This is a genomic window from Mumia sp. zg.B21 (genome assembly GCF_019550855.1).
In the GTDB taxonomy this organism is placed as follows: domain Bacteria; phylum Actinomycetota; class Actinomycetes; order Propionibacteriales; family Nocardioidaceae; genus Mumia.
The window spans coordinates 1,444,957-1,470,586 of the sequence record NZ_JAHWCJ010000001.1; the positions used below are offsets into that span (position 1 = coordinate 1,444,957).

Consider the following 25,630-nt stretch of genomic DNA (forward strand, 5'->3'; position numbering starts at 1 on the left):
GGGCAGCAGGGATCGGCGGCCGACCGATCGGAGAAAAACATGAGGTAGTCCTCAGGTAAATGTTGAGGCTTCCCTCATGTTTGGGTCATGATGAGGGCTGCCCCGACCGCGCACCACCAGGAAGGCTCGAGGGACTCGTGACGATCATCGACACCCCGACCACCCGGACGACGACGCACGACCACCGCACCCGGCTGGTCGACGCGCTCAACGACGCGACCCCGTACGCCCTCGCTTTCGGAGGTCAGGGAAGCCCGTGGCTCGAGCCGCTGAGCGACCTCCTGCGCACCTACGCGCTGGGGCCGCAGCTGCACGCGATCTGCGCGGGCGCCGAGCGCCTGCTCACGCCGGTGCGCCCCGAGATCTCCCGCATCCCGCTGCCGTTCACCCCGCTGGAGTGGGCCGACGCGCTCGCGGTCGCCGAGTCGGCCGCCAGCGACGAGGCACCCCCCGCCCCGGACACCGACCTGCTGGCCCAGCCCGCCGTGTCCGTCCCCGGCATCCTCCTCGCCCAGTTCGCCGGCGTCGAGGCGCTGCGCCTGCAGGGTCTCGACCCCGCGACCAGCGCTCCCACCGCGGTCGTGAGCCACTCGCAGGGCGTCCTCGCCGCCGAGGCTGTGGCCGGACGAGACGCGTCCGAGGTCCTCGCCCTGGCCCGTCTGGTCGGCGCGGCCGTCCAGCTCACCGCCCAGCGCCGCGGCCTGCTCGGCGACACCATGCTCGCCGTACGGCGGGTCGACCCTGCCGAGGTCGAGCGCCTGCTCGCGGAGGTCAGCGACGTCGACGTCGACGTCGCCCTGCGCAACGGCCGCCGTTCGGTCGTCCTCAGTGGCCCGGCCGACGACCTGGTGACGATCAAGCGTCACCTCGAGCGCGAGGCGCAGACGCAGGCGTCGCTCCGCGACCGCAAGCTCACCGGCGGCACGCCGTTCTCCCCCGTCTTCGAGGTGCTGGAGCCGCGCGCCGCCTTCCACCACCACCGCCTGGCCGAGGCCGGCGACCTCGTCGCCGAGTGGGCCACCGCCTGCGGCCTCGACCCCGACTGGTCCCGTGACGTTGCCACGCGCGCCGTCATCGCCCCCGGCGACTGGGTCGGCGACCTGGAGTCTGCCCTCGACACCGGCGCGGAGTGGATCCTCGACCTCGGTCCGGGTGACCTCGCCTCGATGCTCGCCGGCTACGAGGCCACGGCGCGTGGTGTCGGCGTCGTCGCTCCCGCCACCCGGCGCGGACAGCGCACCCTCACCACGCCCGGCGCTGCCCCGCGGCGAGCCACCCCCTGGTCGGCGTACGCCCCGAAGCCGGTGACGCTGCCCGACGGCCGAACCGTGCTGGAGACCCGCTTCACGCGTCTCACCGGACGTTCTCCCATCCTGCTCGCGGGTATGACGCCGACCACCGTGGACGCTCCGATCGTCGCGGCCGCCGCCAACGCCGGATTCTGGGCCGAGCTCGCCGGCGGCGGGCAGGTCACCGAAGGCATCTTGACCGACCGCGTCGAGGAGCTCACGGGCCTCCTCGACCCGGGCCGTACCTTCGCGTTCAACGCGCTCTATCTCGACCCCTACCTCTGGAAGATGCAGCTGGGTCAGCAGCGTCTCGTCCAGCGCGCGCGGGCCAACGGTGCCGCCGTCGACGCGGTCGTCGTCAGCGCCGGCATCCCCGAGCTCCCCGAGGCCGTCGCGCTGGTCGACGAGCTCCGCGAGGCCGGCATCTCCTATGTCGTCTTCAAGCCCGGCACCGTCAAGCAGATCCGCGAGGTGCTGGCGATCGCCCGTGAGGCGGCGCCGACCCCGGTCGTCGTCCACGTCGAGGGCGGCAAGGCCGGCGGCCACCACTCGTGGGAGGACCTGGACGACCTGCTCCTCACCACCTATGCGCAGCTGAGGGCCCAGGACAACGTCGTCGTCTGTGTCGGCGGCGGCATCGGCACCCCGCAGTCGGCGTCGGCCTACCTCACCGGCGCCTGGGCGCGACGCCACGGCTACCCGGCGATGCCGCTCGACGGCATCCTCGTCGGCACCGCGGCGATGGCGGCCCTCGAAGCCACCACCTCTCCGCAGGTCAAGCAGCTGCTCGTCGACACACCCGGCACCCCGGACTGGGTCGGTGCGGGCCGCGCCGTCGCCGGCATGGCGTCCGGGCGCAGCCAGCTCGGCGCCGACATCCACGAGATCGACAACGCCGCCTCGCGGGCAGGCCGCATCATCGACGAGGTCGCGGGAGACGCCGACGCCGTGGCCGCCCGGCGCGACGAGATCATCGCCGCGATCGCAGCGACCGCCAAGCCCTACTTCGGTGACGTCACGACGATGACGTACGCCGCGTGGCTCGCACGCTACGCCGAGCTCGCCGGTGCCGAGCCGGGCGAGAACGAGATCACCGGCGCCGGCGCCGAGAACTGGCTCGACGTCACGCTGCGCGACCGCTTCCACGCCATGGTGCAGCGCGCGGAGGCACGCCTCTCCGACGAGGACCACGGCGAGATCCCGACGCTGTTCGCCGACGCCGAGTCGGTCGGTGACCCGCACGCCGCGATCGGCACGCTGCTGACCGCCTACCCGCGTGCCCTCGAGGTGACGCTCCACCCCGGCGACGTCCCCTTCTTCGTCGAGGTGTGCCGCCGTCCGGGGAAGCCGGTGCCGTTCGTGCCCGTCCTCGACGCCGACGTACGCCGCTGGTACCGGTCGGACTCCCTGTGGCAGGCCCATGACGCGCGCTACGGCGCCGACGCGGTCTGCGTCATCCCCGGTCCCGTCGCCGTCGGCGGGATCACCCGTGTCGACGAGCCGGTCGCCGACCTGCTGCGCCGCTTCGAGGACGAGACGGTCGACGACGTCCTGACCGCCGGTGCGCTCGAGTCGCGCGTCGCCGGGCGTCGCCGCGTCGACGCCGCCGACGACGTGCTCGGGCTGGTCCTGGCCGCGCCCGACGTGAGCTGGGCTGGCCGTACGGTCCGCAACCCTGTCCACCGTCTCGGCGTCGACTGGGTCATCGTCGACCCCTCGCGTGCCGAGCACGCCGAGACCGGAGCGGTCCTGCGCACCGACGGCCCCGACGCCGTGCTGGAGGTGCCGCTCGGCGGCACCCGCTCGCTGTCGGTCCGCATCCAGGTCGCCGACGCCGCCGACGGCGCTGCTCCGGTCGTCACCGCCGACAGCGCCGTGGCGGCGATGCGTTGCCTCGTCGAGGTCGCCGGGGGCGGCTCGTTGCCGCAGGCGCGGGACGGCGTCGCCCGTACGACCGTGCGCTGGTCGGGCGACCTCGGCTCCGACCACGCCGCCGTCACCGGCGGAGCGGTCGCTCGCAGCGGTCGCCCCGCACCCGACGCGCTGGTCGGCCTCGCCTGGCCTGCCGTCTTCGCCGTCCTCGCCGGCACCCGCGCACCGGGCTCCGACGTCGACGTCGTGGAGGGCATGCTCGACCTCGTCCATCTCGACCACGCGATCCGGCTCGCTGACGACCTTCCGCACGGCGGCGCCACGCTGAGCGTCGAGGCGCGCCTCGTCGGGGTCGAGGACGCAGGCGTCGGCCGCGTCGTGACCATCGACGTGGACGTGTGCACGGACTCCCACGAGCTCGCGACCCTGCGCGAGCGCTTCGCGATCCGCGGCCGCACCGGCGCCGCCGACCTGGGCGACCCCGTCATCGCCGGTGGCGCGGCGCGCGGCGCCGTGACCGACACCCCGCGTCGTACGCGGGCGAAGCGGTCGGTCGTCGCCCACACCGACATGCGGGCGTTCGCCGCGGTCACCGGTGACCACAACCCGATCCACACCAGCGCCGCCGCCGCCCGCCTGGCCGGCCTGGGCGATCCGATCGTCCACGGCATGTGGCTGTCGGCGACCGCGCAGCAGATGCTCGGTGACCGCCGCGTGGACGGCTGGACGACACGGTTCCTGGCGCCCGTCCGGCTGGGCGCGACGGTGGACCTGACGGCCGTGCGTACCGGTCTCGACGCCGGCGCGGAGATCCTCGAGATCACCGGCCGCAGCGAGGGCGAGCTCGTGCTCGCAGCCACCGCGCGCATCGCCGCGCCCCGCACGGCCTACGCGTTCCCCGGCCAGGGCATCCAGCACCCGGGCATGGGCATGGCGGGATACCGGCGCAGCAAGGCCGCGCGGGAGATCTGGGACCGCGCCGACGCCCACACCCGTACGGCGCTGGGCTTCTCCATCCTGACCGTCGTCCAGGACAACCCGACCGTGGTCGTCGCCGACGGCGTCACGCACCGGCACCCCGACGGCGTCCTGTTCCTCACGCAGTTCACCCAGGTCGCGATGGCCGTCCTCGGCTCGGCGCAGATCGCCGAGCTCCGTGAGGCCGGGGCGTTCGTCGAGGACGCGGTGCTGGCGGGCCACTCGGTCGGTGAGTACAACGCGCTGTCGGCCGTCTCGGGCGTGATCAGCCTCGAGGCCGTGATCGAGGTCGTGTTCCAGCGTGGATCGGTGATGCACGCGCTGGTCCCCCGCGACGCCGAGGGCCGGAGCGACTACCGCCTGGCCGCCATCCGCCCGAGCCAGATCGGGCTGGCGGACTCCGACGTCGCGGCGTTCGTCGAGGGTGTGTCGCAGGAGTCCGGCGAGTTCCTCGAGATCGTGAACTACAACCTCCGCGGCTCGCAGTACGCCATCGCCGGAACCGTCCGCGGCCTCGAGATCCTCGAAGAGGAGATCGCACGACGCCGCGCGGCGTTCGGCGGCAAGGCGGCGTTCATCCTGGTGCCGGGCATCGACGTGCCCTTCCACTCGACCGTGCTCCGCGGTGGCGTGCCGGACTTCCGGGCGCGTCTCGAGGAGCTGCTCCCCGAGACGATCGACCCGTCGATCTTGCTCGGTCGCTATGTCCCGAACCTGGTCCCGCGGCCGTTCACGCTCGACCGGGGCTTCATCGCCGAGGTCGCCGCGACCGTGCCGTCCGCGCCGCTGGAGGAGGTCCTCGCCGACTACGACGCATGGGCCGCCGACCCGGGCCGCCTGGCACGGTGCCTGCTCGTCGAGCTCCTGGCCTGGCAGTTCGCCAGCCCCGTGCGCTGGATCGAGACGCAGGACCTCATGTTCGGCGACCTCGGTGTCGAGCGCTTCGTGGAGGTCGGGGTCGCCAACGCACCGACCGTCGCGAATCTCGCCTCGGCGACGCTCAAGCTCCCGAGCGCACCGCACCGCTCGGTCGAGGTCGTCAACATCGAGCGCGAGCAGGCCGTCGTCTTCGCGACCGACACCGACCCGGAACCGGTGTCGGAGGACCCGTCGGACACCGTCGAGGAGTCGGCGGCCGCGGCCGGCGCCCCCCAGACCGCCGGTGCTGCCGCGGGGCCCTCCCCCGTCGCAGCGCCGGCCCCGAGCGCCGACCGACCGGCTGACCTGTCCTTCGACGCCGCCGACGCGACGACGGTGCTGCTGGCCTGGTGGACCAAGATGCGCCTCGACCAGATCGGTGCGGCCGACTCGATCGAGTCGCTCTGCGACGGCGCGTCCTCGCGGCGCAACCAGCTGCTCGTCGACCTCGGCGGCGAGCTCTCGCTGGGCGCCATCGACGGCGCCGCCGACGCGGACCTGCCGACCCTGTCGGGCCAGGTCAAGGGCCTCGCCCGGGCGTACAAGCCGTTCGGCCCGGTGCTGTCCACCGCCCTCGGCGACCATCTCGCCAAGGTCCTCGGCCCCACGGGCAAGCGCCAGTCGGCGATCACCGACCGCGTCACCGGCGTGTGGCAGCTCGGACCGGGCTGGGCCAGCCACGTGGTCGCGGAGCTCGCCCTCGCGACCCGCGAGGGCAGCAGCGTACGGGGCGGAGCCTTCGGCGAGCTCGGGGCGCCGACCAGCGCCGCGGAGCTCGACAGCGCGGTGGACGCCGCCGTCGCGGCCGTCGGCGCCCGGCATGGTGTCGCCGTCGCGATGCCGAGCGCCGGTGGCGCCGACGTCACCGTCGACGCCGCTGCCCTCGGTGAGATCACGGCGGAGATCACGGGGCCCGACGGGGTGCTCGCCTCCACCGCTCGCCACCTGCTCGGGAGGCTGGGACTGTCGAGCGCCGGCGCGGTGGCTGACGCCGGCGACCACGCGACCGACGCCGCGGTGCTGGCGCAGGTCGAGGCCGAGCTCGGCAGCGACTGGGCCCGTCTGACGACCCCCGCCTTCGACGCACGACGCGCGGTGCTGCTCGACGACCGGTGGGCCAGCGCCCGCGAGGACGTCGCGCGGATCGCCGCGGGTGACGACGTCACGGCCACGGTCGAGACCTTCGTCGGCGCCGGCGAGGACGTCGCAGCGCAGGCACGGTGGTGGGCCTCACGGACCGACGACACCGGCGTCGCCGAGCGGCTGACCACGGTCGCGGAGGCAGCGCTCGACACCACACCCGGGGACTGGGCCGACGACGTCGTCGTCGTCACCGGAGCCAGCACCGGGTCGATCGCCGCATCGGTCGTCGGTCGGCTGCTCGGTGGCGGCGCCACCGTCGTCGCGACCACGTCCCGGCTCGACCAGTCCAAGCTGCGGGCGTTCAAGGAGCTGTACCGCACGCACGCCCGCGCCGGGGCACGCCTCTGGGTCGTCCCGGCCAACCTCGCGTCCTTCGCCGACGTCGACGCGCTCGCGTCGTGGGTGAGCGAGGAGCAGACCACGTCCGCCGGTGGCGCCACCACGGTGGTCAAGGCTGCGCTGACGCCCACGCTGCTCTTCCCGTTCGCCGCGGGGCGGGTCGCCGGTGACCTCACGGAGGTCGGCTCCCGCTCCGAGGTCGACATGCGGATCCTGCTCTGGTCGGTCGAGCGGCTCATCGCCGCACTCGCCACCACGGGCCGCGCCCACGACCTCGCGTCCACGCTGCACGTGGTGCTGCCGGGCTCCCCGAACAGGGGCACCTTCGGTGGCGACGGGGCGTACGGCGAGGCGAAGGCCGCGCTCGACGCCGTCACCGCGAAGTGGTCCAGCGAGGCCACCTGGAGCGACCGCGTCTCGCTCGTCCACGCGATCATCGGCTGGGTCCGCGGGACCGGGTTGATGGGGGCCAACGACCCGCTCGTCGAGGCGGTCGAGCAGGCGGGAGTCCGTACCTGGTCGACCGACGAGATGGCCGAGGCTCTGCTCGAGCGGGCGACACCGCAGGCCCGCGCTCAGGCGCGTACGGCGCCGGTGACCGTCGACCTGACCGGCGGGCTGGGCGAGGCCGACGTCGACCTCGGCGCGCTGGCCCGGGACGCGGCCGACGCGGTCGGTGCGACCGGTGTGCCGACGGAGTCCGACGACTCCGTGAGGATCGCGGCGCTCGCGCCGTCGCCGGCGCAGCTGCCTGCGCGTCCTGACGTGCCCTGGCCCAGCATCTCGGCCCGCCCCGAAGACCTCGTGGTCATCGTGGGCGCCGGCGAGCTGGGGCCGTACGGGTCGGCGCGCACGCGGTTCGAGTACGAGGTGTCCGAGGAGCTGTCGGCCGCGGGCGTGCTCGAGCTCGCCTGGTCCACCGGCCTGGTGGCCTGGGACAACGGCGGCTGGTACGACGTCGCGTCGGGCGAGCCCGTCACCGAGCCCGAGCTCCACGAGCGCTACCACGACGAAGTGGTCGAGCGGTGCGGCATCCGTCGCTACGCCGACGACGGCGCGCTCGTCGACGCCTCGACGCCCCTGCTCGCTCGGGCCTACCTCGACGAGGACCTCACGTTCTCGGTCGGCAACGAGGCCGCCGCGCGGGCGATGTATGACGCCGACCCCGGCCGTACGGTCATCGCACCGGGCTCCGACGGCGACTGGACGGTGACGCGCAGGGCGGGCACCGAGATCCGCGTCCCGCGGCGTCTCGCGCTGACCCGGACGATCGGCGGCCAGATCCCGACCGGCTTCGACCCCACCGTGTGGGGCGTCCCGGCTGAGATGCTCGAGTCGTTGGACCGGGTCGCGGTCTGGAACCTCGTCTGCACCGTGGACGCGTTCCTCTCCAGCGGGTTCAGCCCTGCCGAGCTCATGGGCTGGGTCCACCCCGCGGCGGTCGCGAGCACCCAGGGCACCGGCATGGGCGGCATGACGTCGATGCGCTCGCTCTACGTCGACACGCTGCTCGGCGAGGCCAAGCAGAACGACATCCTCCAGGAGGCGCTGCCGAACGTCATCGCGGCGCACGTCATGCAGTCGTACGTCGGTGGGTACGGGTCGATGGTCCACCCCGTCGCCGCCTGCGCCACGGCGGCGGTCTCGATGGAGGAGGGCGCTGACAAGATCCGGCTCGGCAAGGCCGACTTCGTGGTCGCGGGAGGTTTCGACGACCTGTCGACGGAAGGCATCGTCGGATTCGCCGACATGTCCGCGACCGCCGACTCCGGCGTGATGCTCGCCAAGGGCATCGACCCTCGCTACGTCAGCCGGGCCAACGACCGGCGACGCGGCGGGTTCGTCGAGTCGCAGGGGGGCGGCACGGTGCTGCTCGCCCGCGGCGACGTGGCGCTCCGGATGGGGCTGCCGGTCCTCGGTGTGGTCGCGTACGCGGGCTCCTTCGCTGACGGCGTCCACACGTCGATCCCGGCACCGGGCCTGGGTGCGCTGGCCGCGGCCCGCGGTGGCGCGCAGTCGCCGCTGGCGCGCGGGCTCGCGACGCTCGGTCTCGCCGCGGACGACGTGGCGGTGGTGTCCAAGCACGACACCTCCACGGCAGCCAACGATCCCAACGAGTCCGAGCTGCACGAGCGGATCGCCGCGTCGCTCGGGCGCTCCGAGGGCAACCCGCTCTTCGTCCTGTCGCAGAAGGCGCTGACCGGACACTCCAAGGGTGGCGCGGCGGCGTTCCAGGCGATCGGGCTCTGCCAGGTCCTCGGCAGCCAGGTGCTGCCGCCGAACCGGAGCCTCGACTGCGTCGACGACGTGCTCGACGAGAACCCGCACCTGGTGTGGCTCCGCGACGCGCTGCCGGCGCCGGCGCCGATGCGGGCCGGGCTGGTCACGAGCCTCGGGTTCGGCCACGTCGCGGCGCTGGTCGCCATCGCGCACCCGGAGGCGTTCCTCGCGACGCTCGACGCCGACGAGCGCGAGGAGTACGAGCGGGCGTCGCGGGCGCGGGAGATCTCGGGTCGCCTGCGGCTCGTGCGGGCGATGTATGGCGGCCCTGCCCCGTACCAGCGCCCGGTCGGACGCCGCCTCGGTGACTCCGACGCGCGGGAGCGGGAGGCCTCGATCCTCCTCGACCCGCAGGCACGACTCGGTGCGGACGGCACGTACGCGGTCGGGGTTGGGAACGCCTCCGCCGTCGTCGAACCGCCCGCACCGGGATCGGGGAACGTCGCCAGGGGGGTGGGTGACGTCGCGGACGGCGGACCGCGCACGCGATGAGCGTGCTCGGCGTCGGCGTGGACCTGGTCCACGTCCCGTCGTTCGGAGAACAGCTCGCGCAGCCGGGAACCCGGTTCGCCGAGCTGTTCACCCCCGGCGAGCGAGGTGACGCGGCGGACGGCTCGGCCGACCGTACGCGTCACCTCGCGGCGCGGTGGGCGGCCAAGGAGGCCGTCGTCAAGGCCTGGTCGGCTTCCTTGCACGGCTCCCCGCCCGTCGTCGACGAGAGCGAGGCGCTGGCCGCGATCGAGGTCGTGAAGGACCTCTGGGGGCGGCCGCGGATCGTGCTGCACTCCCCCGTACGCGAGCATCTCGACGCGGCGGCCCTGCATGTGTCGCTGTCGCACGACGGCGACTACGCGATCGCGTACGTCGTCCTCACCGCCGCCTGACCTCCGCTCGCGGGTCACTCTCTGCCGCCCGCGGGTCACCGCGCGCCGCCCGCGGGTCACCGCCTGCCGCCCGCGGGTCACTGTCTGCCGCTCGCGGGTCACCGTGTGGCGGCGGTGGGTCACCGTGTGGCGGCCGCGGGTCACCGTGCCAGTGACCCGCGAGTGCCAGAGAGTGACCCGCGAGTGCCAGAGAGTGACCCGCGAGCGGAGGAAGAGGGTGAGGTCAGCCGGACTGCTCGGCGGCGAGCAGGTACGAGCCGAGGAGGCGCTTGAGCTCGATCACGGCCTCGGCATGCTCCTGACCGTCGCGGATCGAGAAGTTGAGCATCGAGTACGCCACGTGGACGAGGACCTCGGCGACGATCTTGCGACGTGCGCGGGGGGTCTTCGGCGTGAGCGGCGCGAGCACATGGGCGACGTCGGCGGCCAGCTCACGCTCGGTCAGCGCCGCGGTCGCTCGCGTCGCGGGCGTGGACTGCACGGCGTGCCACACCGCACGGCGCGACGGGTCGGTGACCCAGAGCGCGGCGATGTGGTCCACGAGCTGGTCGAGGAGCCGGAGCCAGTCGAGGGTGGGCAGCTCGGCGGCGAGGCGGGCGAGCTCCGCGCGCACTGCGACGACGTCTTGGCGGTCGAGCTCGCAGACGACGACGTACTTGTTCTGGAAGAACTGATAGATCGTGCCGATCGGGATGCCCGCGCGGTTGGCGACCTCCTCGAGCGTGAACGACTCGAAACCGACCTCCAGCAGGAGGTCGCGCGACGTCTGCAGGATCAGATCGAACTTCTTCTGACTCCGCTCCTGCGTCGGCCTCCGCCGCGGCTCGAGAATCTCGATGGTCGCGTTCACACCATCAACCCTACCGATGCGTAGGTTTCGGCGTGGGAGGCGCGACACATGATGCAAACGCGGTTTGCAGACGAACGGCGCGGCACGCCCCGTGAGGGCCGTGCCGCGCCGCGATCGTCGTCAGCGAGCCGCAGTGGCGTCCAGCGCGTCGACGAGGCCGTCACCGAAGAAGCCGTTGTAGGCCGGCGTGCCGGTGCAACGGGTGTCGATCGGGCACGGCTTGTCGTCAGCCTGGGCACGCAGGAGCGCGACCAGCTCCGCCGGCGTCGCCTTGGGGTGCGACGCCTTCAGCAGCGCCAGCACGCCAGCGACGTGCGGCGAGGCCATCGAGGTGCCGGACTTGAGTCCCCAACCGCCGTTGAGGACGGTCGAGAGGATCCGGCTGCCCGGCGCGGTCACGTCGATCACGCCGTCGCCGTAGTTGGAGAAGGTCGACTTGGCTTCAGCCTGGTCGTTCGAGGCGACCGTCACGACACCCGGCAGCTCGGCCGGGAGGTCCTCGCAGCCCTCGTCGATCTGACGCGTCACCGGCGTCGTGTCGTTCGGGCTCGTGGTGTCGGTCGTCTTGTTGGCCAGGTCGTAGTTGGCGTTGCCGGCGGCGGCAGCGCTCACGACCCCGTTGCGCTCGGAGTACGAGACGGCGCGACGGACGGCCTCCTTGGCGGCGGCCTGGTCAGGATCGTTGCTGCACCAGAACATCCACGGATCGATGTAGTAGCTGTTGTTGGTCACGTCGACGCCGTGCTCAGCGGCCCAGACGAAGCCGCAGACGGCGTACTCGGGGTAGATGTAGCCGTCGTCGTCGACGACCTTGATCGACGTCATCATCGAGTTCGGCGCGACCCCGACGATGCCCACACCGTTCTTGGCCGCGGCGATCGTGCCGGCGACGTGCGTGCCATGGTCGCTGGTCGTCGGGATCCAGGCGGCGCGGCTCGTGTCCGGGACGCCGTACGCAGTGCAGCCGACCGAGTTCTTGGCGTCCACGTTGGGCGCGAGGTCGGGGTGGGTGTCGTCGATGCCGCTGTCGAGCACGCCGACGGTGACGTCGCGGCTGCCGTCGGGCGCGACGTCGGCCTTGATCTGGGTCATGTCCCACTGCTGCGCCTCGAGCGGGTCCGCCTCCACGACCTCGGTGGCGGAAACACCCTGGCGGATCTCGAACGCGGACCGGGTGTCGGTGCTGCGCGCGAGCGAGCGAGGCTGCGGCGCCTCCTCGGCGGGCGTCTTGACCGCGGCCGTACGGGTCGCGCCGACCGACTGGACGGCGTGTCCCTTCGCGACGTCGACGACGTCCTCGCGGAAGTCGGCCGACGTCGAGTGGGCGACGACGACACCGATCTGCGGCCAGGACTGGATGACCGTGCCACCGGCGTCGCGGACCGCGCGCTCGGCGAGACGGGTCTGCCCCGGGTTGGGCTTGCTGTTGACGACGTAGCTCATCAGCTCGCCGTCGGCGACGGCGACCGGCGCGGCGAGCGACGAGGCGCTCGCCGCGCTCGACGGCGCCGAGGCTCCGACTGCCGGGCCAGCGGTGAGTGCGGCGGCGACCAGGCCGATGCCGCAGAGGGTCGCGGCGGCGAGGGGCCGTCGAGATCGGCGAGGAGAGAGTGGGGATGTGGAACTGACCATGAGGTGGTGTCCTCCGCTGCTTTTCGGTCCACGATCCGGCCCGACCGCTGTGATGGGCTTGGGGCCTTCTCGGGGGAGTTGCTTGTGTGACGCAACCGTAGACCGAGGGTTCGCCCGACGCTGGTCACCGGGGTGATCCATGACACAGGACGACTCGGGTTGACAAAAACATGAGGTACCCCTCATCTTTGTAGAAGTCCTGAGGCTTCCCTCATGTTTTAGGAGACCGAGTTGACCACGATCAACACGGAGACCGCAACCTCCGATCACCGCGCCCGTCTCGCCCGTCGTCGGCAGGAGCGTTTCCGCCGCGTCGAGCCGCGCGGACGGCGTGAATACACCGCTCGCGAGCGTGCCGAGATGCTCGTCGACGCCGGGTCGTTCGTCGAGATGACCCCGATGCGCGTCGACGGTGACGGCAAGGGTGCAGGGGTCGTGATCGGCTGGGGTCGTGTCGACGGCCGTGGGGTCGTGATCGCGAGCCACGACGCTGCTGTCGCGTCCGGCGCCATCGGCGCCGTGATGGCCGAGACGGTGCAGAAGGCTCAACGCTTCGCGATCGACCGGGGATACCCGATCGTGTACGTCAACGACTCCGGCGGCGCGCGCATCCACGACGGGATCCTGGCGCTGCACGGCTGTGGCGAGATCTTCGCCCTCAACGTCCACGCACAGCGACGCATCCCGCAGATCTCGCTGATCCTCGGCCCGTGCGCCGGCGCCGCGGCGTACTCCCCCGCCCTCACCGACTGGACGATCATGGTCCGCGAGCAGGGCCAGATGTTCCTCACCGGACCGGACATCGTGAAGGCGACCACCGGGGAGGACGCGAGCGCCGAGGACATCGGCGGCTCGCAGATGCACACCGAGACCAGCGGCGTCGCGCACCTCGAGGTCACCAACGAGGAGGAGGCGTTCCACGCGACGCGCCTGCTGCTCTCGTACCTGCCCTCCCACGTCGGCGCCCCGATGCCGGTCGTCGCCGCGCGCCGACCCGACCCGGTGGCGGCCGAGCGGCTGCCGTACGTCGTCCCGGACAAGGCGAGCGTGGTCTTCGACATGCGCGACGTGCTGGACGGCGTGCTCGACCACGGCCCGCGCCTCGAGCTCATGCCGGCGCACGCGCCGAGCATCCTCACGCTGTTCGGCCACCTCGACGGCCGGCCGGTGGGCGTGCTGGCCAACCAGCCGGCATCGCGAGGCGGGGTCCTCGACGCGAAGTCGTCGGTCAAGGCGGCACGGTTCATCGAGTTCTGCGGCCGGTTCGGGCTGCCCGTGGTGACCTTCGTGGACGTGCCCGGCTTCCTGCCCGGCACGGTCGAGGAGTCCCGTGGCGTGATCACGCACGGCGCCAAGCTGCTCAAGGCGTACGTCGAGACCACGTCGCCGCTGCTCACGGTCGTCGTCCGCAAGGCGTACGGCGGCGCCTACATCGCGATGGGCTCGCGTTCGCTCGGCGCCGACTACTCGTGGGCGTGGTCCGGGGCGGAGATCGCCGTGATGGGACCCGGCGGCGCGGTGGCGCTGCTGCACCGCCGCCGGCTGCGCGACGCGGAGGACCCGATCGCCGTGCGCGACGAGCTGGCGGCCGAGTACCGGGAGAACGTCGCTCGCCCGTACGTGGCGGCCGAGGCGGGCATCGTCGACGACGTGATCCTCCCCGAGGAAACCCGTGACCGCCTGGTCGACGCCCTGGCGACGCTGGGCTTCGAGGAGAGCGGCCGCGGCGGGGGTGCGCGTGTACGCCGCTAGGGCCGAGATCGTGGGCAACGTGTGGCGACTGGTTGCCCGGGAGGGTGACCGCGTCGCCGCCGGCGACGTGGTCGCGGTGCTCGAGACGATGAAGATGGAGATCCCGGTGCACACCGCGGAGCCGGGCACGGTCCGGCTCCGCGTCCGCGAGGGCGAGATCGTCCAGGAGGGCGACGTCATCGCGGAGATCGGCTGACGGCCGCGCTCTCCGGCTCGTACGCGTTCACGCGGCACGGGCGGCGTGATAGGACGTGATCAGGGTCACACGACCTGCGTCCCGGCCGCCGACCGTACGAGGTGCTCGATGTTCTTCCCGCTGACCGTCCGCGACTTCCTCGACCGTGCCGTCACCGTCTATCCGGAGCGGATCGGCGTCGTGGACGAGCCGGACCAGCCTGCGCCGTCCTGGGGCGAGGTCACGTACGCCGAGCTCGGGCGTCGCGCGCGGTCGCAGGCCGCCTACCTCGACGACCTCGGGGTGCCGCAGGGCGCGCGGGTCGCGATCGTCTCGCAGAACTCCGCACGGCTGCTCGCGTCGTTCTTCGGCGTCTCCGGGTGGGGCCGCGTCCTCGTCCCGATCAACTTCCGTCTCGCGCCTGCCGAGATCGCCTACATCGTCGAGCACAGCGGCGCGGCGGTGCTGATGGTCGACCCCGAGATCCGCGGGCTGCTCGACTCGGTCACGGCCGAGCACACGTTCGTGCTCGGCGAGGACGACGAGGCGATGTGGGCGACCCGGGGCGAGCCCGAGCCGTGGGAGGGTGACGAGTCTGCGACGGCGACCATCAACTACACGTCCGGGACCACCGCACGACCCAAGGGCGTCCAGCTGACGCACCGCAACCTGTGGACCAACGCCAGCATCTTCGGCTGGCAGACGAGCATCAGCGATCGTGACGTCTACCTGCACACGCTGCCGATGTTCCACGCGAACGGCTGGGGCATGCCGTACGCGGTGACCGGGATGGGCGGACGGCACGTGGTGATCCGCAAGATCGACGGGGCCGAGATCCTCCGGCGGGTGGAGCGCCACGGCGTCACGGTGATGTGCGCCGCCCCCGCCGTCGTCCAGGCCGTGCTCGACGCAGCGAAGACGTGGGACGGCGAGATCCCGGGCCGGGACCGCGTCCGCATCATCGTGGCCGGCGCCCCTCCCCCGACCCGCACCATCGAACGGGTGCGCGGCGAGCTCGGCTGGGAGTTCATCCAGATCTACGGGCTGACCGAGACCGCGCCCCTGCTGACGATGAGCCGCATGCGCGAGGAGTGGGACGACCTCGAGCCGCTGGAGCAGGCCCGCCTCCTCGGCCGGGCCGGTGCCCCCGCCGTCGGCGTACGCATCATGATCGACGACACCGGTGAGGTGCTGGCGCAGTCGAACCACAACCTCGAGGCCTACTGGGACAACCCTGAGTCGACGGCCGTCGCGCTGGCCGACGGCTGGTTCCACACCGGCGACGGCGGCACGATCGAGGACGGCCACCTCATGATCGCCGACCGCAAGAAGGACGTCATCATCTCCGGCGGCGAGAACGTCACCTCGATCGAGGTGGAGGACGCGCTCATGCTGCACCCGGCCGTACGCGAGGTGGCCGTGATCGGCATCCCGGACGAGAAGTGGGGTGAGCTCGTCACCGCCCTGGTCGTCCTCGACCTCGACGCCGGCGAGGTGGGCGAGGGCGACCTGATCGCGCACACGCGGCAGCACCTCGCCGGTTACAAGTGCCCGAAGCGGATCGAGTTCCGCGAGGAGCTCGCCCGTACGGCGACCGGCAAGCTGCAGAAGTTCAAGCTGCGCGCGCCGTACTGGGAGGGCCAGCAGCGCCAGGTCCACTGACCGCCCGCGGCCGTCGGCTTGCCGGCTCGGTCGTCACCGTTGACGGCCGAGCCACCGCGCGGGGGTCGCGGCGGCGAGCAGCTCGGGCACGGTCGCGAACTTGCGGCGGGGCCGACCCTCCAGGGCACCGTTGCGCCGCTCGGCGAGGTCGATGGCCCGCATCCGCCTCACCCCGACGACGTCGCTGCGGCGCCTGCGCAGGAGGGTGCGGAAGTCGCGAGCGGAGCCGGTGGGCTCGGGCAGCCGGCCTGCCGAGACGTCCTCGATCAGCGCCGCGACCGTCTCCTGGGCGCAGGCACGGTTGGCGCCGATCCCGCCCTTCGACCCTCTCTTGATCCATCCGACGACGTACGCCCCGGGCACCGGCTGCCCGTCGCGACCGAGCACCCGCCCTCGGGCGTTCGGGACCGAGCCGGTGACCTCGTCGAACGGCAGGCCGGGCACCGGGGTGCCGCGGTAGCCGATCGAGCGGACCACGGTCCCGGCGACGATCGTCTGCTCCGACGAGTCGTCCCCGGTGGTGTCGCGGACCCGTACGGAGGTGATCGCCTCGTCACCGTCGAGCGCGACCGGCGCGGTCCAGAACGCGAGCACCACCCGCTTGCCCGGTGGCGGATCGGCCTCCCAGGCGACGTCGACGCGACCGACGTCTCGCAGCATCGCCGCCTTGCTGCCCACGGGAGCGGCGTCGACGGCTGCCGTTGTGGCGGGGTGGTCCGCCACGACGAGGTCGACGCCATCGATCGCGCGCATGCCGACGAGCTCGGCACGCGAGTACGCAGCCTCCTCGGGTCCTCGCCGTCCGAGCACGACCACCTCTCGTACGGCACTGCGCCGCAGCGCCTCCAGGGCGTGGTCCGCGATGTCGGTGCGCGCGAGCGCCTCCGGGTCGGTGAGCAGCACGCGAGCGACGTCGAGTGCCACGTTGCCGTTGCCGACGACCACCACCCGCGGGCTCGACAGGTCGATCTCGACCGGTGCGCGGTCGGGCTGAGCGTTGTACCAGGCGACGACCTCGGTGGCGGACACGCTGCCCGGAAGCCCTTCGCCGGGGATGCCGAGGGTCTTGTCCGTCGCTGCCCCGACCGCGTAGACGACGGCGTGGTGGTGGGCGAGGAGCTCGGCGTGCGAGACGTCCGCACCCACGGCGACGTTGAGCTGGACGCTGACGCGCGGGTGGTCGTACGTCCACGCGAACGTGTCCTCGATGCGCTTGGTCTGCGGGTGGTCCGGCGCGACGCCGGAGCGGAGCAGCCCTCCGGCGACAGGCAGCCGGTCGATCATCGTGACGGTGGCAGGGGACCCGGTGAGGAGCGCCCGGGTGGTGTAGGCGGCCGAGGGACCGGTGCCGACGACGGCGACCCGGAAGGGCCCGGAGCCCTGCGGCGGTGCGACCGGGAAGGCGAGCGCGTCCCAGGTGGCCGACTCCGGGTGCGCCTCGTAGTACTGGCGGTTGAGGTCGGCGAACACGGTGTCGGGGCCGCGGAGCAGGTCGACCGGGAGGACCGCGCCCACCGGGCACGCGTCGGCGCACGCCCCGCAGTCGATGCAGGTGTCGGGGTCGACGAAGACCATCTCCGAGAGGCCGCCGACTCCCGCGGCACGCTCCTCGGGGGTGGGGTGGATGCAGTTGACCGGGCAGACCGACACGCAGGTCGCGTCGTTGCAGCAGCTCTGCGTGACCGCGTAGGCCATCGAGGGTCCTCGCTCAGATCATGTTGACGGACTGGTAGATCGGCATCGCCCGCTTGGTGAGCAGCCGGGCCTCGGCGAGGAAGTCCATGAGGTGCACGCACGACAGCCGCATCATCGCCTTGCGGTGCTGGTTGGTGCTCACCTCGGCGAGCGCTCGCTCCTTGTCCAGGCCGACGTTGGTGTAGACCTCGGGGCTGACCATCGACCTGACGATCACGAAGGCGGCACCGGCGAAGAGCAGCGCACCCCACTCACGGCGCAGGCGACCGGCTGTCCTCAGGCCCTCGAGGATCTCGGCACGGGCGAACTTCATGTGCCGTGCCTCCTCGACGACGTGGATCTTGGAGGTGGTCCGCACGATGTGGACGACGTTCTCGCCGCGCATCCAGTCGCGCTGCATGACGTCGAGGATCTCCTCCGCGATGAGGATCGGCCCGTACGCCTGCTCGGCGCCCGCGGTCGTCTTCAGGAGGCGGGCGAGCTCGACGGCGGGACGGGGCGGGAGGTACTTCGGGATGCCGAGCACCTCGCAGGTCCGCGCGAACATCAGCGAGTGGCGGCACTCGTCGGCGATCTCGGTGAGCGCGAAGCGGAACTCGCTGTCGGCGGGGTTCTTCGCGTACTGGTCACGGAGGATCAGCTGCTGCAGCATCATCTCGAACCAGATGCCCGTCTGCATGATCGAGCCGACCTCGTGCCGCGTGAGGAGCACCCGCTGCTCCTCGCTCATCTCGTCCCACAGACGCGTGCCGTACAGCGTGCTCCACTCCGGGTTGAGCCCGTAGTGGTCGTCGGGGATCGGCCGGTCCCACGCGACCTCGGTGTCGGGGTCGTACGAGAGCTCGGCCGACGAGGCGAGCAGCCGCGTCGTGACGTCGCCGATGCTCGTGCGCTGCCGGGCGGTCTCGCGGAAGGCGGTCGCGGCGACGGTCATGGTGCCTCCAGGTCCGGTTGACGTGACGGACCTCATGTTACATCGGCGATGTATTAATGCAACCGTGCTGCCGAGCGGAGCTGTTGGTCCGCCTCCCGGCGGTCGGCGCGCCCGACCCGGGCCTCCACGACCTGGATGCCGGCGGGTCCGTCGAGGGCCGCCTCGAGCTCGTCGGACGTGGTCACGAGGCGGTGATCCACGCCCATCGCCTGGCAGAGCGTCCCGATGTCGACGCGGGTCGGCGTCCCGAAGACCCGCTCGAACGCGGAGGCGTACGGCGCGCCGCCCTGCTCCAGCGTCGAGAAGATGCTGCCGCCGTCGTCGGAGGCGACCACGATGGTGAGGTCGGGCCTCGGCTCGTCGGGGCCGATCACGAGGCCGTTGCTGTCGTGGAGGAACGTGAGGTCCCCCATGTAGGCCAGCGCGTGCGACGACCGACGACCGAGTGCGGCACCGATCGCGGTCGAGACGACGCCATCGATGCCGGCGAGACCCCGGTTGGCCATCACCATCCGACGCTCCCCGACCGGGTACGGGAGAGCCATGAGGTCGAGGTCGCGGATCGGGTTGGAGGAACCGACGACCAGCAGGTCGCCCGGCTTGACCGCCCCCGAGACCGTACGCGCGACCTGCCACGGGTTGAGCTCACCGCCGTCCAGCACGACCTTCTCGACCGCCGTCAGCGTCGCCACGTCCGCGCGGCGCCACTCCTCCAGCCACCCGGGGTCGTCGCTCCCGTCGACCCGCACGGCGGGGTACGCCGCAGCGACCCGGTTGCCGGGGTCGGGGAACGGCGAAGCCCCCACGACGACCACCTCCACGTCCGGTCGCGACAGCAGCCGGGTGATCGGACGCGACAGCGTCGGCCGGCCGAGCACGACGACGCGCTCGATCCGCTCGGCCAGCTCGGGCAGGCCCAGGAGAAGGCGGTAGGTCGCGATGGGGTGCGTGCCCGTCCGCGCTCCCGAGGACGGCTCGGCGAAGAGCGGCCAGCCGGCCTCCTCCGCGAGGAGGCGCGCCGGTGGTCCGGCGTCGTCTCCCGCCACCACGACCGTGCGCGGGCCGAGCGGCAGCACGCCCGGCAGCGGCGGCGACTCCATCATCGGCGCACGCCACGGAGCTCCGCCCGGTCGCCCGGCGAGGGCCTGCGGCAGACTCGTGGCGACGTCGTCGGGGTCCGGGAGCAGCGGCTCGCGGAACGCGACGTTCACGTGCACCGGGCCGCCGGCGGGCCGTGCCATCGGCCCCTCCCCCGTACGCCCGACCGCCGCAGCGACGACCCGCGACACCGCCGCCCGCCACGGCGCGGCGCTGTCCGGCACGACGTCCGGCGCGGCGACCTCGACGTACGCCCGCACCGCGTCACCGAAGAGCTTCACCTGGTCGGTGGTCTGGTTCGCCTCCGTACCCCGCAGCTCCGCGGGGCGGTCGGCCGTCATCGCGATCAGCGGCACGCGGGCGTGCGCCGCCTCCAGGACGGCAGGGTGCAGGTTGGCGGCCGCGGTGCCGGACGTCGTCACCACGACGACGGGGCGGTGCGACCCCTTGGCGAGGCCGAGCGCGAGGAAGCCCGCGCTCCGCTCGTCGATCCGTACGTGCAGCCGCAGCTCGCCGCGAGCGTCGGCGGCGTGCAGAGCGAGGGCCAGGGCCGCCGATCGGGAGCCCGGCGAGAGGACGACGTCACGGACCCCGGACCGGGCGAGCTCGTCGACGAGGACGCGCCCCAGCGCGGTGGACGGATTCATCGGACGCCCTCCGGGAGGATACGGATCTGCTCCAGGCGTTGGGCCCACCGGACCGCGAGGTCGGGATCGGGCTCCACCGCCAGGAACTCCGCCGACGGCTCCGGGCGGACCACGGGAAGGACACCGCCGCGCGGGACGAGCGGGTCGGCGACCACGTCGTGCTCGAGCAGGGTCACCGTGCCCAGACCGCAGGCGTACGGCAGCTCGGGGAGCGCCGCGGCGAGCGCCACCCCGGCCGCGATGCCGATCGAGGTCTCGAGCGCGCTGGAGACGACGACGGGCAGGCCGATCCGCTCGGCGATCTGCAGGCAGGCCTCGACACCGCCCAGAGGCTGCACCTTGAGGACGGCGATGTCGGCCGCCTCGAGCTGGGCCACGCGATAGGGGTCGTCGGCACGACGGATCGACTCGTCGGCGGCGATCGGCACGTGCGTGCGCCGGCGGAGGGCCGCCAGCTCCTCGACCGTGCGGCAGGGCTGCTCGGCGTACTCCAGCCCGCCGGCGGCCCGGTCGAGCACCGCCAGGGCCTCGACCGCGTCGTCGAGGGACCACGCACCGTTGGCGTCGACGCGCACCGCGCCGCCGGGGCCGAGCGCGTCGCGGACCGCGGCCACCCGCGCCTCGTCGTCGGCCAGCGTCTGACCGGGCTCGGCCACCTTGACCTTCGCCGTACGGCAGCCGTGTCCCGCGCGGACCAACACCTGCGCCGCCTCGGGACTCAGTGCGGGGACCGTGCAGTTGACGGGGACGACGTCGCGCACCGCCGCGGGCCAGGGCCGGGTCGCACTCGCCAGGGCGGCGGTGTACCAGGCGTGGGAGACCACGGCGTCGTAGTCCCAGAAGGGGCTGAGCTCTGCCCAGCCCGCCGGCCCGCGGACGAGCATGCCCTCCCGCACGGTGATCCCACGGAAGCGGGTGCGCATCGGCGTCGAGTACGGGATCCAGGCCAGGTCGGGGTCACTCACGTCGCCACGGTATCGGGTGACCCACCGGGGACCGGTCAGTCCTCGTCGGCGACCGGCCGTACTACTGGTAGCCAACCTCTACGACGACGGGATCGCCTGCGAGACACCCTTGCTGCGACGCGACTTGCATGCTCGGTCTGGTCGACCGCGCCGCGGGCCTCGTCGGTCACGGTCAGGAGGTCCTCTTGGGCCGGCTTGTTTCGATTCTGGGTCCGGGGACGGCCGTTCCCCGCGTGATTCATTCATTTACTCTCGTGCTCAGCAGAGGGGAGCGTGATTCACGACCATGACGACATGGGAGAGCTTCGCCGCCGAGGCGCCGGAGCTTGTCGAGGCGGTCCGGCGGTGCTTCGACATCCGCAAACACTGCACCCTGGCCACACTCCGCAAGGACGGCTCGCCACGGATCAGCGGCACCGAGGTCGAGTTCAGCGACGGCAACGTCTGGCTGGGCAGCATGCCGAACGCGGTCAAGGCTCTCGACCTCCGGCGAGACGGGCGGTTCGCCCTCCACTCGCCCTCGGTGGACCCGCCCGAGGAGGATCACTCACGGTGGACAGGAGAGGCCAAGCTCGCCGGAACCGCCGTGGAGGTGAACGACCTGGAGTCGGGCGGTTCGGGGCACCGATTCCGCCTCGATATCAGCGAGGTCGTCTTCACCCATCTCGCCAACGGCGGGTTGGAGATTCAGTCCTGGCACCCAGGCCGTGGCCTTTCGATTCGGCGGCGGTAAGCCACAAGGTTTTAGCCCAGGTGAGCGTTGACGCCGCTTGGTAGATGTGTCCCGACGCCGTCCGCGCAATAGGGTCACAGCCTGTTAGACGTCGGCCCGCTCGGCCATGATCATCTCCAACGAGGACTCACCGAAGCGCCGGACGGCTGCACGCGGTTGCTGGCCTCGCGTCACCAGGGTGTCTGAGGGCACGCGCGGAGGAGGAAGGGAACGGTGCATCGGCAGGAAGCTCGGGGTATGGCGAGCAGGGAACGCGCCCCTTCGCCTATGCGCCGCGCGGAGCACCGGGCTGGGATGAGCAGTCAGTCAGGCGGCGAGGTCCCGCCGCCGCATGAGGATCAGGGCTCCGGTGAGCGCGACAGTGGCCAGGGCGAGCAGCATGAGTTGGGCCGTGGGGCTGGTGCTGGAGGCGACACCCGCCGAGGTGTGGCCGAACATGCTGAGGTCGATGACGCGTGGAGGAACCTGGAGCTGCTTGCCGAGCAAGGTGAGTCCGCCGCCGGCGAGGAGTGGAAGCCAGGCGGACCAGGCGGCTCGCGGTGCTGCGGCGACGACGAGAGCGGTGAGACCGATGACGAGCGCTACGGCGGGCCACTGCTCGATCGACTGGCTGAAGGCGTCGCGGGCCACATGTGGACCGCCGATGAGCCCGTGACCGACCATCGCGGAGACCGTTCCACTCAGCGCGAGAGTGACCAGGGAGGCGACGGAGGCCACGACGACGTAGGCCCGCAGCAGGGCTGAGTGGGCCGCTCCGGTAGCCCGCACGTGCTCGGCCAGCCCGGCGCGCTCGTCGGCGGCCGCCTGCACGACCACGGTGACGCAGACCGCGGCCACCACCAGGGCAGTGACCGTGCCGTCGAACGCGAAATAGGCGGCGGCGGGATCGCGCCCGGAGAGCTGGGCGCCCAGGAACCCGCCGTCGATGCGACCGCTGCGCATGTTGGCGATCGCTCCGCTGCCGAGGCCGGTGAACATCGCGGCGGCGGCCGTGATCAGCAGCCCCGACCAGATGAGCCGACGGCGGTCGAGGCGCCGCACCAGTCCTGTGACGTCGGTGATCGGTAGCCGGGCGCCCGTGCGCTGCGGGAGCCGGACGAGGCTGGCACCGACCTCGGTCGAGGTGGCCAAGCGCAGGAGCAGCCAGCCGAGCACGGCAGCCTCCGCGGCTGCCGGCAGGAGCGCCAACACCCGGTCGCCGTCGAAGGGTTGCGCCAGCGCACGCAGGGACATCGGCGCCACCCACTGCAGCGCGGGCGCGTGCTCGACGTCGGCGACCGCACGCACCCCCACCGCCACCGCCACCGCCAGCCCACCCGCGGCCCGGGCGCTCCACGTGGTCGGCAGCAGTAGTGCCAGCACCCCTGTGAGGAGCCCGACCAGGAGGAAGGTGAGCGCGACCACCAGGCCGAGAACTGCTGCACCGACCACGTCCACCCCGTCGACACGGCCGGCGTATGCCGCGGTCGCCGCGAAACATGCCACCCCGAGCCCGACGCCGACCCCGACGAGCACGACCATCGCGGCGCGGGCAACGTCGCGGCGCTGGTGGCCGGTGGACAGCAGCAGTTCGAGGGAGCCGTCCTCGTCGAGGGCTCGGGTGAGCCGGACGGCAAGCAGGATCGCCATGACCGCGGCGATCATCGTCAGGAACATGCCCAGCTCCCAGGCGAACACCTGGGCCGGGGTTCCGGCCTGGCCGAGCTGGCCATAGAGAAACAGCGTGGCTGGGTCATGGCGCACCTGGGCCAGGGCCTCCCGGGCGGCGTCCGCATCGGCGTAGGTGGAGGCGTAGCCGGGCAGGGCGGCCGCGGCGAGGCCGCCAGTGACCAACAGCCAGGCCACCGTCCAGGTGCGGTGACGGCGCCACAGCAGGCACGCCACCCGGAGTGTCCCGCGTGTCGTACGCGATGGCGCTCGTACCCCCGGGTCCTGGGCGAGCGTGCCCGTCACCGGGCGGCCGTCGCGTAGTGGCGCAGGAACAACTCTTCCAGCGTGGCCGGCTCGCACGTGATCGAGGTCGCCCCAAGCGTCACGAGAGCAAGCAGCACCTCGTTGACCTCGCTCACCTCGACCCGCATCGAGACCCGATCACCGGTCCAGGAAACCTCGACGTCGGTGGTCGCGCCGGTTCCATCCAGGCGGCTCGCCAGCTCGCCTGGGAGCCGGTGCCGCAGGCCAAGGGGGACGACGGCACCGATGGTCGAGGAGGCGAGGTGGCGCAACTCCTCGACCCGCCCGGTCTCCACGAGCCGCCCGTCCTTGATGATCGTGACCCGCTCGCACAGGTGCTCCACCTCGCTGAGGATGTGGCTGGACAGCAGTACGGTCCGGCCCGCGTCGGCGGCCTCCCGCACACACGCGGCGAACACCTCCTCCATCAGCGGGTCCAGCCCAGAGGTCGGCTCATCGAGCACAAGCAAGTCCGTCCGGGCGGCGAAGGCCGCAACCAACATCACCTTCTGGCGATTGCCCTTGGAGTAGGTCCGCACCCGGCGCGTGGGATCGAGCGAGAACGCCTCCACCAGCCGACGTTCGGCGGCTCCGTCGTAGGCGCCGCGGAGCCCGGCGAGCGCGTCGAGCACCTCCTGACCGGTCAGGTTGGGCCACAACGACACCTCACCGGGCACATACGACGTCCGCCGGCACACCGCGCCAGGGTCCACCCCCGGGTCCAGCCCCAGCACGCGGACCCGCCCCGAGGTCCCCCGGTACAAGCCGAGCAGGATCCGGATCGCGGTGCTCTTCCCGGCGCCGTTCGGGCCCAGGAACCCATGGACCTCGCCAGCGGTCACCGAAAGGTCCAGCCCATCCAGGGCACGGAAGTCGCCGAACGTCTTGACCAGCCCCTCGACGACGACGGCCTCTTGACTGCTCACGACCTCACTCCGCACTGGTCCACCCGCTCTCGATCTCACGGGTCAGGTGGCGCTGCATGGCCGCCCCGATCCGCCGACCGCGCTCGTCGCTCGTCACCTCGAACAGCGCATAGAGGCGAGCCACGACGTCGAGATCGATCGACGCCACGATCTCGGGAGTCCGGCCGCCCACCCGCCGCTTCATCCGCGCGACGTTGGCCGCGGCGAACGCGTCGACCTCCTCATCGCTGAGCTCCGCTGCAGTCAGCGACTCCGCGAAGGCCGCCATCGCCTCCTGCATCAGCTCCGGCGTACCCGCGAACAGTGCCTCCGCCTCCGACGGCACCTCGCCGCGGAAGTAGGCCAACTCCAAGAAGTCCCGCTCTGCGTTGATCGCACGTCGGGTGCCCGCGTCGGGCGCGCGTGCCTCGAGGTCGTCGTAGAAGTCCGCGACCACATTCGGCAGCGGTGTCAGCGCGCCACCCGCCAACACCGATTCGAGCAGCCGCGCCAGCCGCTCACGCCGATCGGCCAGTTCCACCAGCCGCGCATCCAACGTCGCCAATGCCTCACGCAGGTCACCCACCCCGGCCCCGGGATGGCTGGGCTCGGGAGCCAGAAGATCGGCGATCCGAGCCAGGCTCAGACCCGACTCGACCAGCCACCGAACCCGAATCAACCGCGCTACATGCTCCAAGCCATAGTCACGCACCCCACCCACCGTGGGCGGCACCGGGACCAGCCCACAGGCGTGGTAGTGGCGCACCGTCCGCACGCTCACTCCGGCCAGGTCTGCCGCGTCTCTCACCCGCATGCCACCAGCATGCCGCTGTGACGCTACGTCACAGCAAGTCCCGGCGAGCCCTCGCACAAGACTGCCGGGCCCGTGCGGCCCTACGGATCGGAACGAGAGATTGCGGGCGTCT

Annotated in this window: 15 protein-coding genes; 6 read left to right on the top strand and 9 right to left on the bottom strand. The window is 72.3% G+C overall.

What is annotated here, in order from left to right:
- Positions 1-137 precede the first annotated feature (137 nt).
- The gene (locus KV100_RS07100) at positions 138-9,311 is read left to right on the top strand and encodes a polyketide synthase (RefSeq protein ID WP_308291373.1); all 9,174 of its coding nucleotides are present in this window, start codon (positions 138-140) and stop codon (positions 9,309-9,311) included.
- A complete protein-coding gene (locus tag KV100_RS07105; RefSeq protein WP_220342149.1) occupies positions 9,308-9,703 on the top strand; it encodes a holo-ACP synthase in 396 nt (131 codons plus the stop codon). Before KV100_RS07100 ends, KV100_RS07105 begins: the two co-directional genes overlap by 4 nt.
- A gap of 223 nt (positions 9,704-9,926) precedes the next feature.
- Here KV100_RS07105 and KV100_RS07110 read toward each other — a convergent pair whose 3' ends face one another.
- Positions 9,927-10,553 (bottom strand): TetR/AcrR family transcriptional regulator, encoded by a 627-nt coding sequence (locus tag KV100_RS07110; protein WP_220342150.1) that lies wholly within the window; start codon positions 10,551-10,553, stop codon positions 9,927-9,929.
- A gap of 120 nt (positions 10,554-10,673) precedes the next feature.
- Positions 10,674-12,185: a S8 family serine peptidase gene (locus KV100_RS07115; protein ID WP_220342151.1), complete on the bottom strand. Its 1,512-nt coding sequence runs from the start codon at positions 12,183-12,185 to the stop codon at positions 10,674-10,676.
- A 231-nt stretch (positions 12,186-12,416) separates the two neighbouring features.
- Between KV100_RS07115 and KV100_RS07120 the strand changes: the two genes are divergently transcribed.
- From KV100_RS07120 to KV100_RS07130, 3 genes are all read left to right on the top strand, one after another.
- Positions 12,417-13,937: an acyl-CoA carboxylase subunit beta gene (locus tag KV100_RS07120; protein ID WP_220342152.1), complete on the top strand. Its 1,521-nt coding sequence runs from the start codon at positions 12,417-12,419 to the stop codon at positions 13,935-13,937.
- Positions 13,924-14,133 (top strand): biotin/lipoyl-binding carrier protein, encoded by a 210-nt coding sequence (locus KV100_RS07125; RefSeq protein WP_220342153.1) that lies wholly within the window; start codon positions 13,924-13,926, stop codon positions 14,131-14,133. Before KV100_RS07120 ends, KV100_RS07125 begins: the two co-directional genes overlap by 14 nt.
- 108 nt (positions 14,134-14,241) lie before the next feature.
- On the top strand, positions 14,242-15,774 hold the full coding sequence (locus tag KV100_RS07130; RefSeq protein ID WP_220342154.1) for an AMP-binding protein: 1,533 nt from the start codon (positions 14,242-14,244) through the stop codon (positions 15,772-15,774).
- 33 nt (positions 15,775-15,807) lie between these two features.
- Here the strand turns inward: KV100_RS07130 and KV100_RS07135 are convergent, their stop codons facing one another.
- Genes KV100_RS07135 through KV100_RS07150 form a run of 4 tightly spaced genes read right to left on the bottom strand, consistent with a single transcriptional unit; the run spans position 15,808 to position 21,071 of the window.
- Entirely contained in the window at positions 15,808-17,469 is a 1,662-nt protein-coding gene (locus KV100_RS07135) for a 4Fe-4S binding protein (protein ID WP_220342155.1), read from the bottom strand.
- A gap of 13 nt (positions 17,470-17,482) precedes the next feature.
- Complete coding sequence (locus KV100_RS07140; RefSeq protein WP_220342156.1) at positions 17,483-18,403, bottom strand: diiron oxygenase; 921 nt, start codon at positions 18,401-18,403, stop codon at positions 17,483-17,485.
- 53 nt (positions 18,404-18,456) lie between these two features.
- Positions 18,457-20,148 (bottom strand): 2-succinyl-5-enolpyruvyl-6-hydroxy-3-cyclohexene-1-carboxylic-acid synthase, encoded by a 1,692-nt coding sequence (gene menD / locus KV100_RS07145; RefSeq protein ID WP_220342157.1) that lies wholly within the window; start codon positions 20,146-20,148, stop codon positions 18,457-18,459.
- Entirely contained in the window at positions 20,145-21,071 is a 927-nt protein-coding gene (locus KV100_RS07150) for an o-succinylbenzoate synthase (protein WP_220342544.1), read from the bottom strand. The genes menD and KV100_RS07150 overlap by 4 nt, the downstream gene beginning before the upstream one ends.
- Before the next feature lie 328 nt (positions 21,072-21,399).
- On the opposite strand from KV100_RS07150, the gene KV100_RS07155 reads away from it, so the two are divergent.
- Positions 21,400-21,846, top strand: a complete 447-nt coding sequence (locus KV100_RS07155) for a pyridoxamine 5'-phosphate oxidase family protein (protein ID WP_220342158.1) — start codon at positions 21,400-21,402, stop codon at positions 21,844-21,846.
- Between the two features lie 306 nt (positions 21,847-22,152).
- Here the strand turns inward: KV100_RS07155 and KV100_RS07160 are convergent, their stop codons facing one another.
- Genes KV100_RS07160 through KV100_RS07170 form a run of 3 tightly spaced genes read right to left on the bottom strand, consistent with a single transcriptional unit; the run spans position 22,153 to position 25,518 of the window.
- Positions 22,153-23,799: an ABC transporter permease subunit gene (locus tag KV100_RS07160; protein ID WP_220342159.1), complete on the bottom strand. Its 1,647-nt coding sequence runs from the start codon at positions 23,797-23,799 to the stop codon at positions 22,153-22,155.
- Positions 23,796-24,740 carry an ABC transporter ATP-binding protein gene (locus KV100_RS07165; RefSeq protein WP_308290222.1) on the bottom strand — a complete coding sequence of 315 codons (945 nt, stop codon included), beginning with the start codon at positions 24,738-24,740 and terminating at the stop codon, positions 23,796-23,798. The genes KV100_RS07160 and KV100_RS07165 overlap by 4 nt, the downstream gene beginning before the upstream one ends.
- Positions 24,730-25,518 carry a MerR family transcriptional regulator gene (locus KV100_RS07170; protein ID WP_220342160.1) on the bottom strand — a complete coding sequence of 263 codons (789 nt, stop codon included), beginning with the start codon at positions 25,516-25,518 and terminating at the stop codon, positions 24,730-24,732. Before KV100_RS07170 ends, KV100_RS07165 begins: the two co-directional genes overlap by 11 nt.
- Positions 25,519-25,630: the final 112 nt, after the last annotated feature.

Coding starts and splice junctions, on each gene's coding strand:
- KV100_RS07155 (WP_220342158.1), top strand. CDS start 21,400: ATGACGACATGGGAGAGCTTCGCCGCCGAGGCGCCGGAGCTTGTCGAG.
- KV100_RS07130 (WP_220342154.1), top strand. CDS start 14,242: ATGTTCTTCCCGCTGACCGTCCGCGACTTCCTCGACCGTGCCGTCACC.
- KV100_RS07170 (WP_220342160.1), bottom strand. CDS start 25,518: ATGCGGGTGAGAGACGCGGCAGACCTGGCCGGAGTGAGCGTGCGGACG.
- KV100_RS07150 (WP_220342544.1), bottom strand. CDS start 21,071: ATGCGCACCCGCTTCCGTGGGATCACCGTGCGGGAGGGCATGCTCGTC.
- KV100_RS07115 (WP_220342151.1), bottom strand. CDS start 12,185: ATGGTCAGTTCCACATCCCCACTCTCTCCTCGCCGATCTCGACGGCCC.
- KV100_RS07140 (WP_220342156.1), bottom strand. CDS start 18,403: ATGACCGTCGCCGCGACCGCCTTCCGCGAGACCGCCCGGCAGCGCACG.
- KV100_RS07135 (WP_220342155.1), bottom strand. CDS start 17,469: ATGGCCTACGCGGTCACGCAGAGCTGCTGCAACGACGCGACCTGCGTG.
- menD (WP_220342157.1), bottom strand. CDS start 20,148: ATGAATCCGTCCACCGCGCTGGGGCGCGTCCTCGTCGACGAGCTCGCC.
- KV100_RS07105 (WP_220342149.1), top strand. CDS start 9,308: ATGAGCGTGCTCGGCGTCGGCGTGGACCTGGTCCACGTCCCGTCGTTC.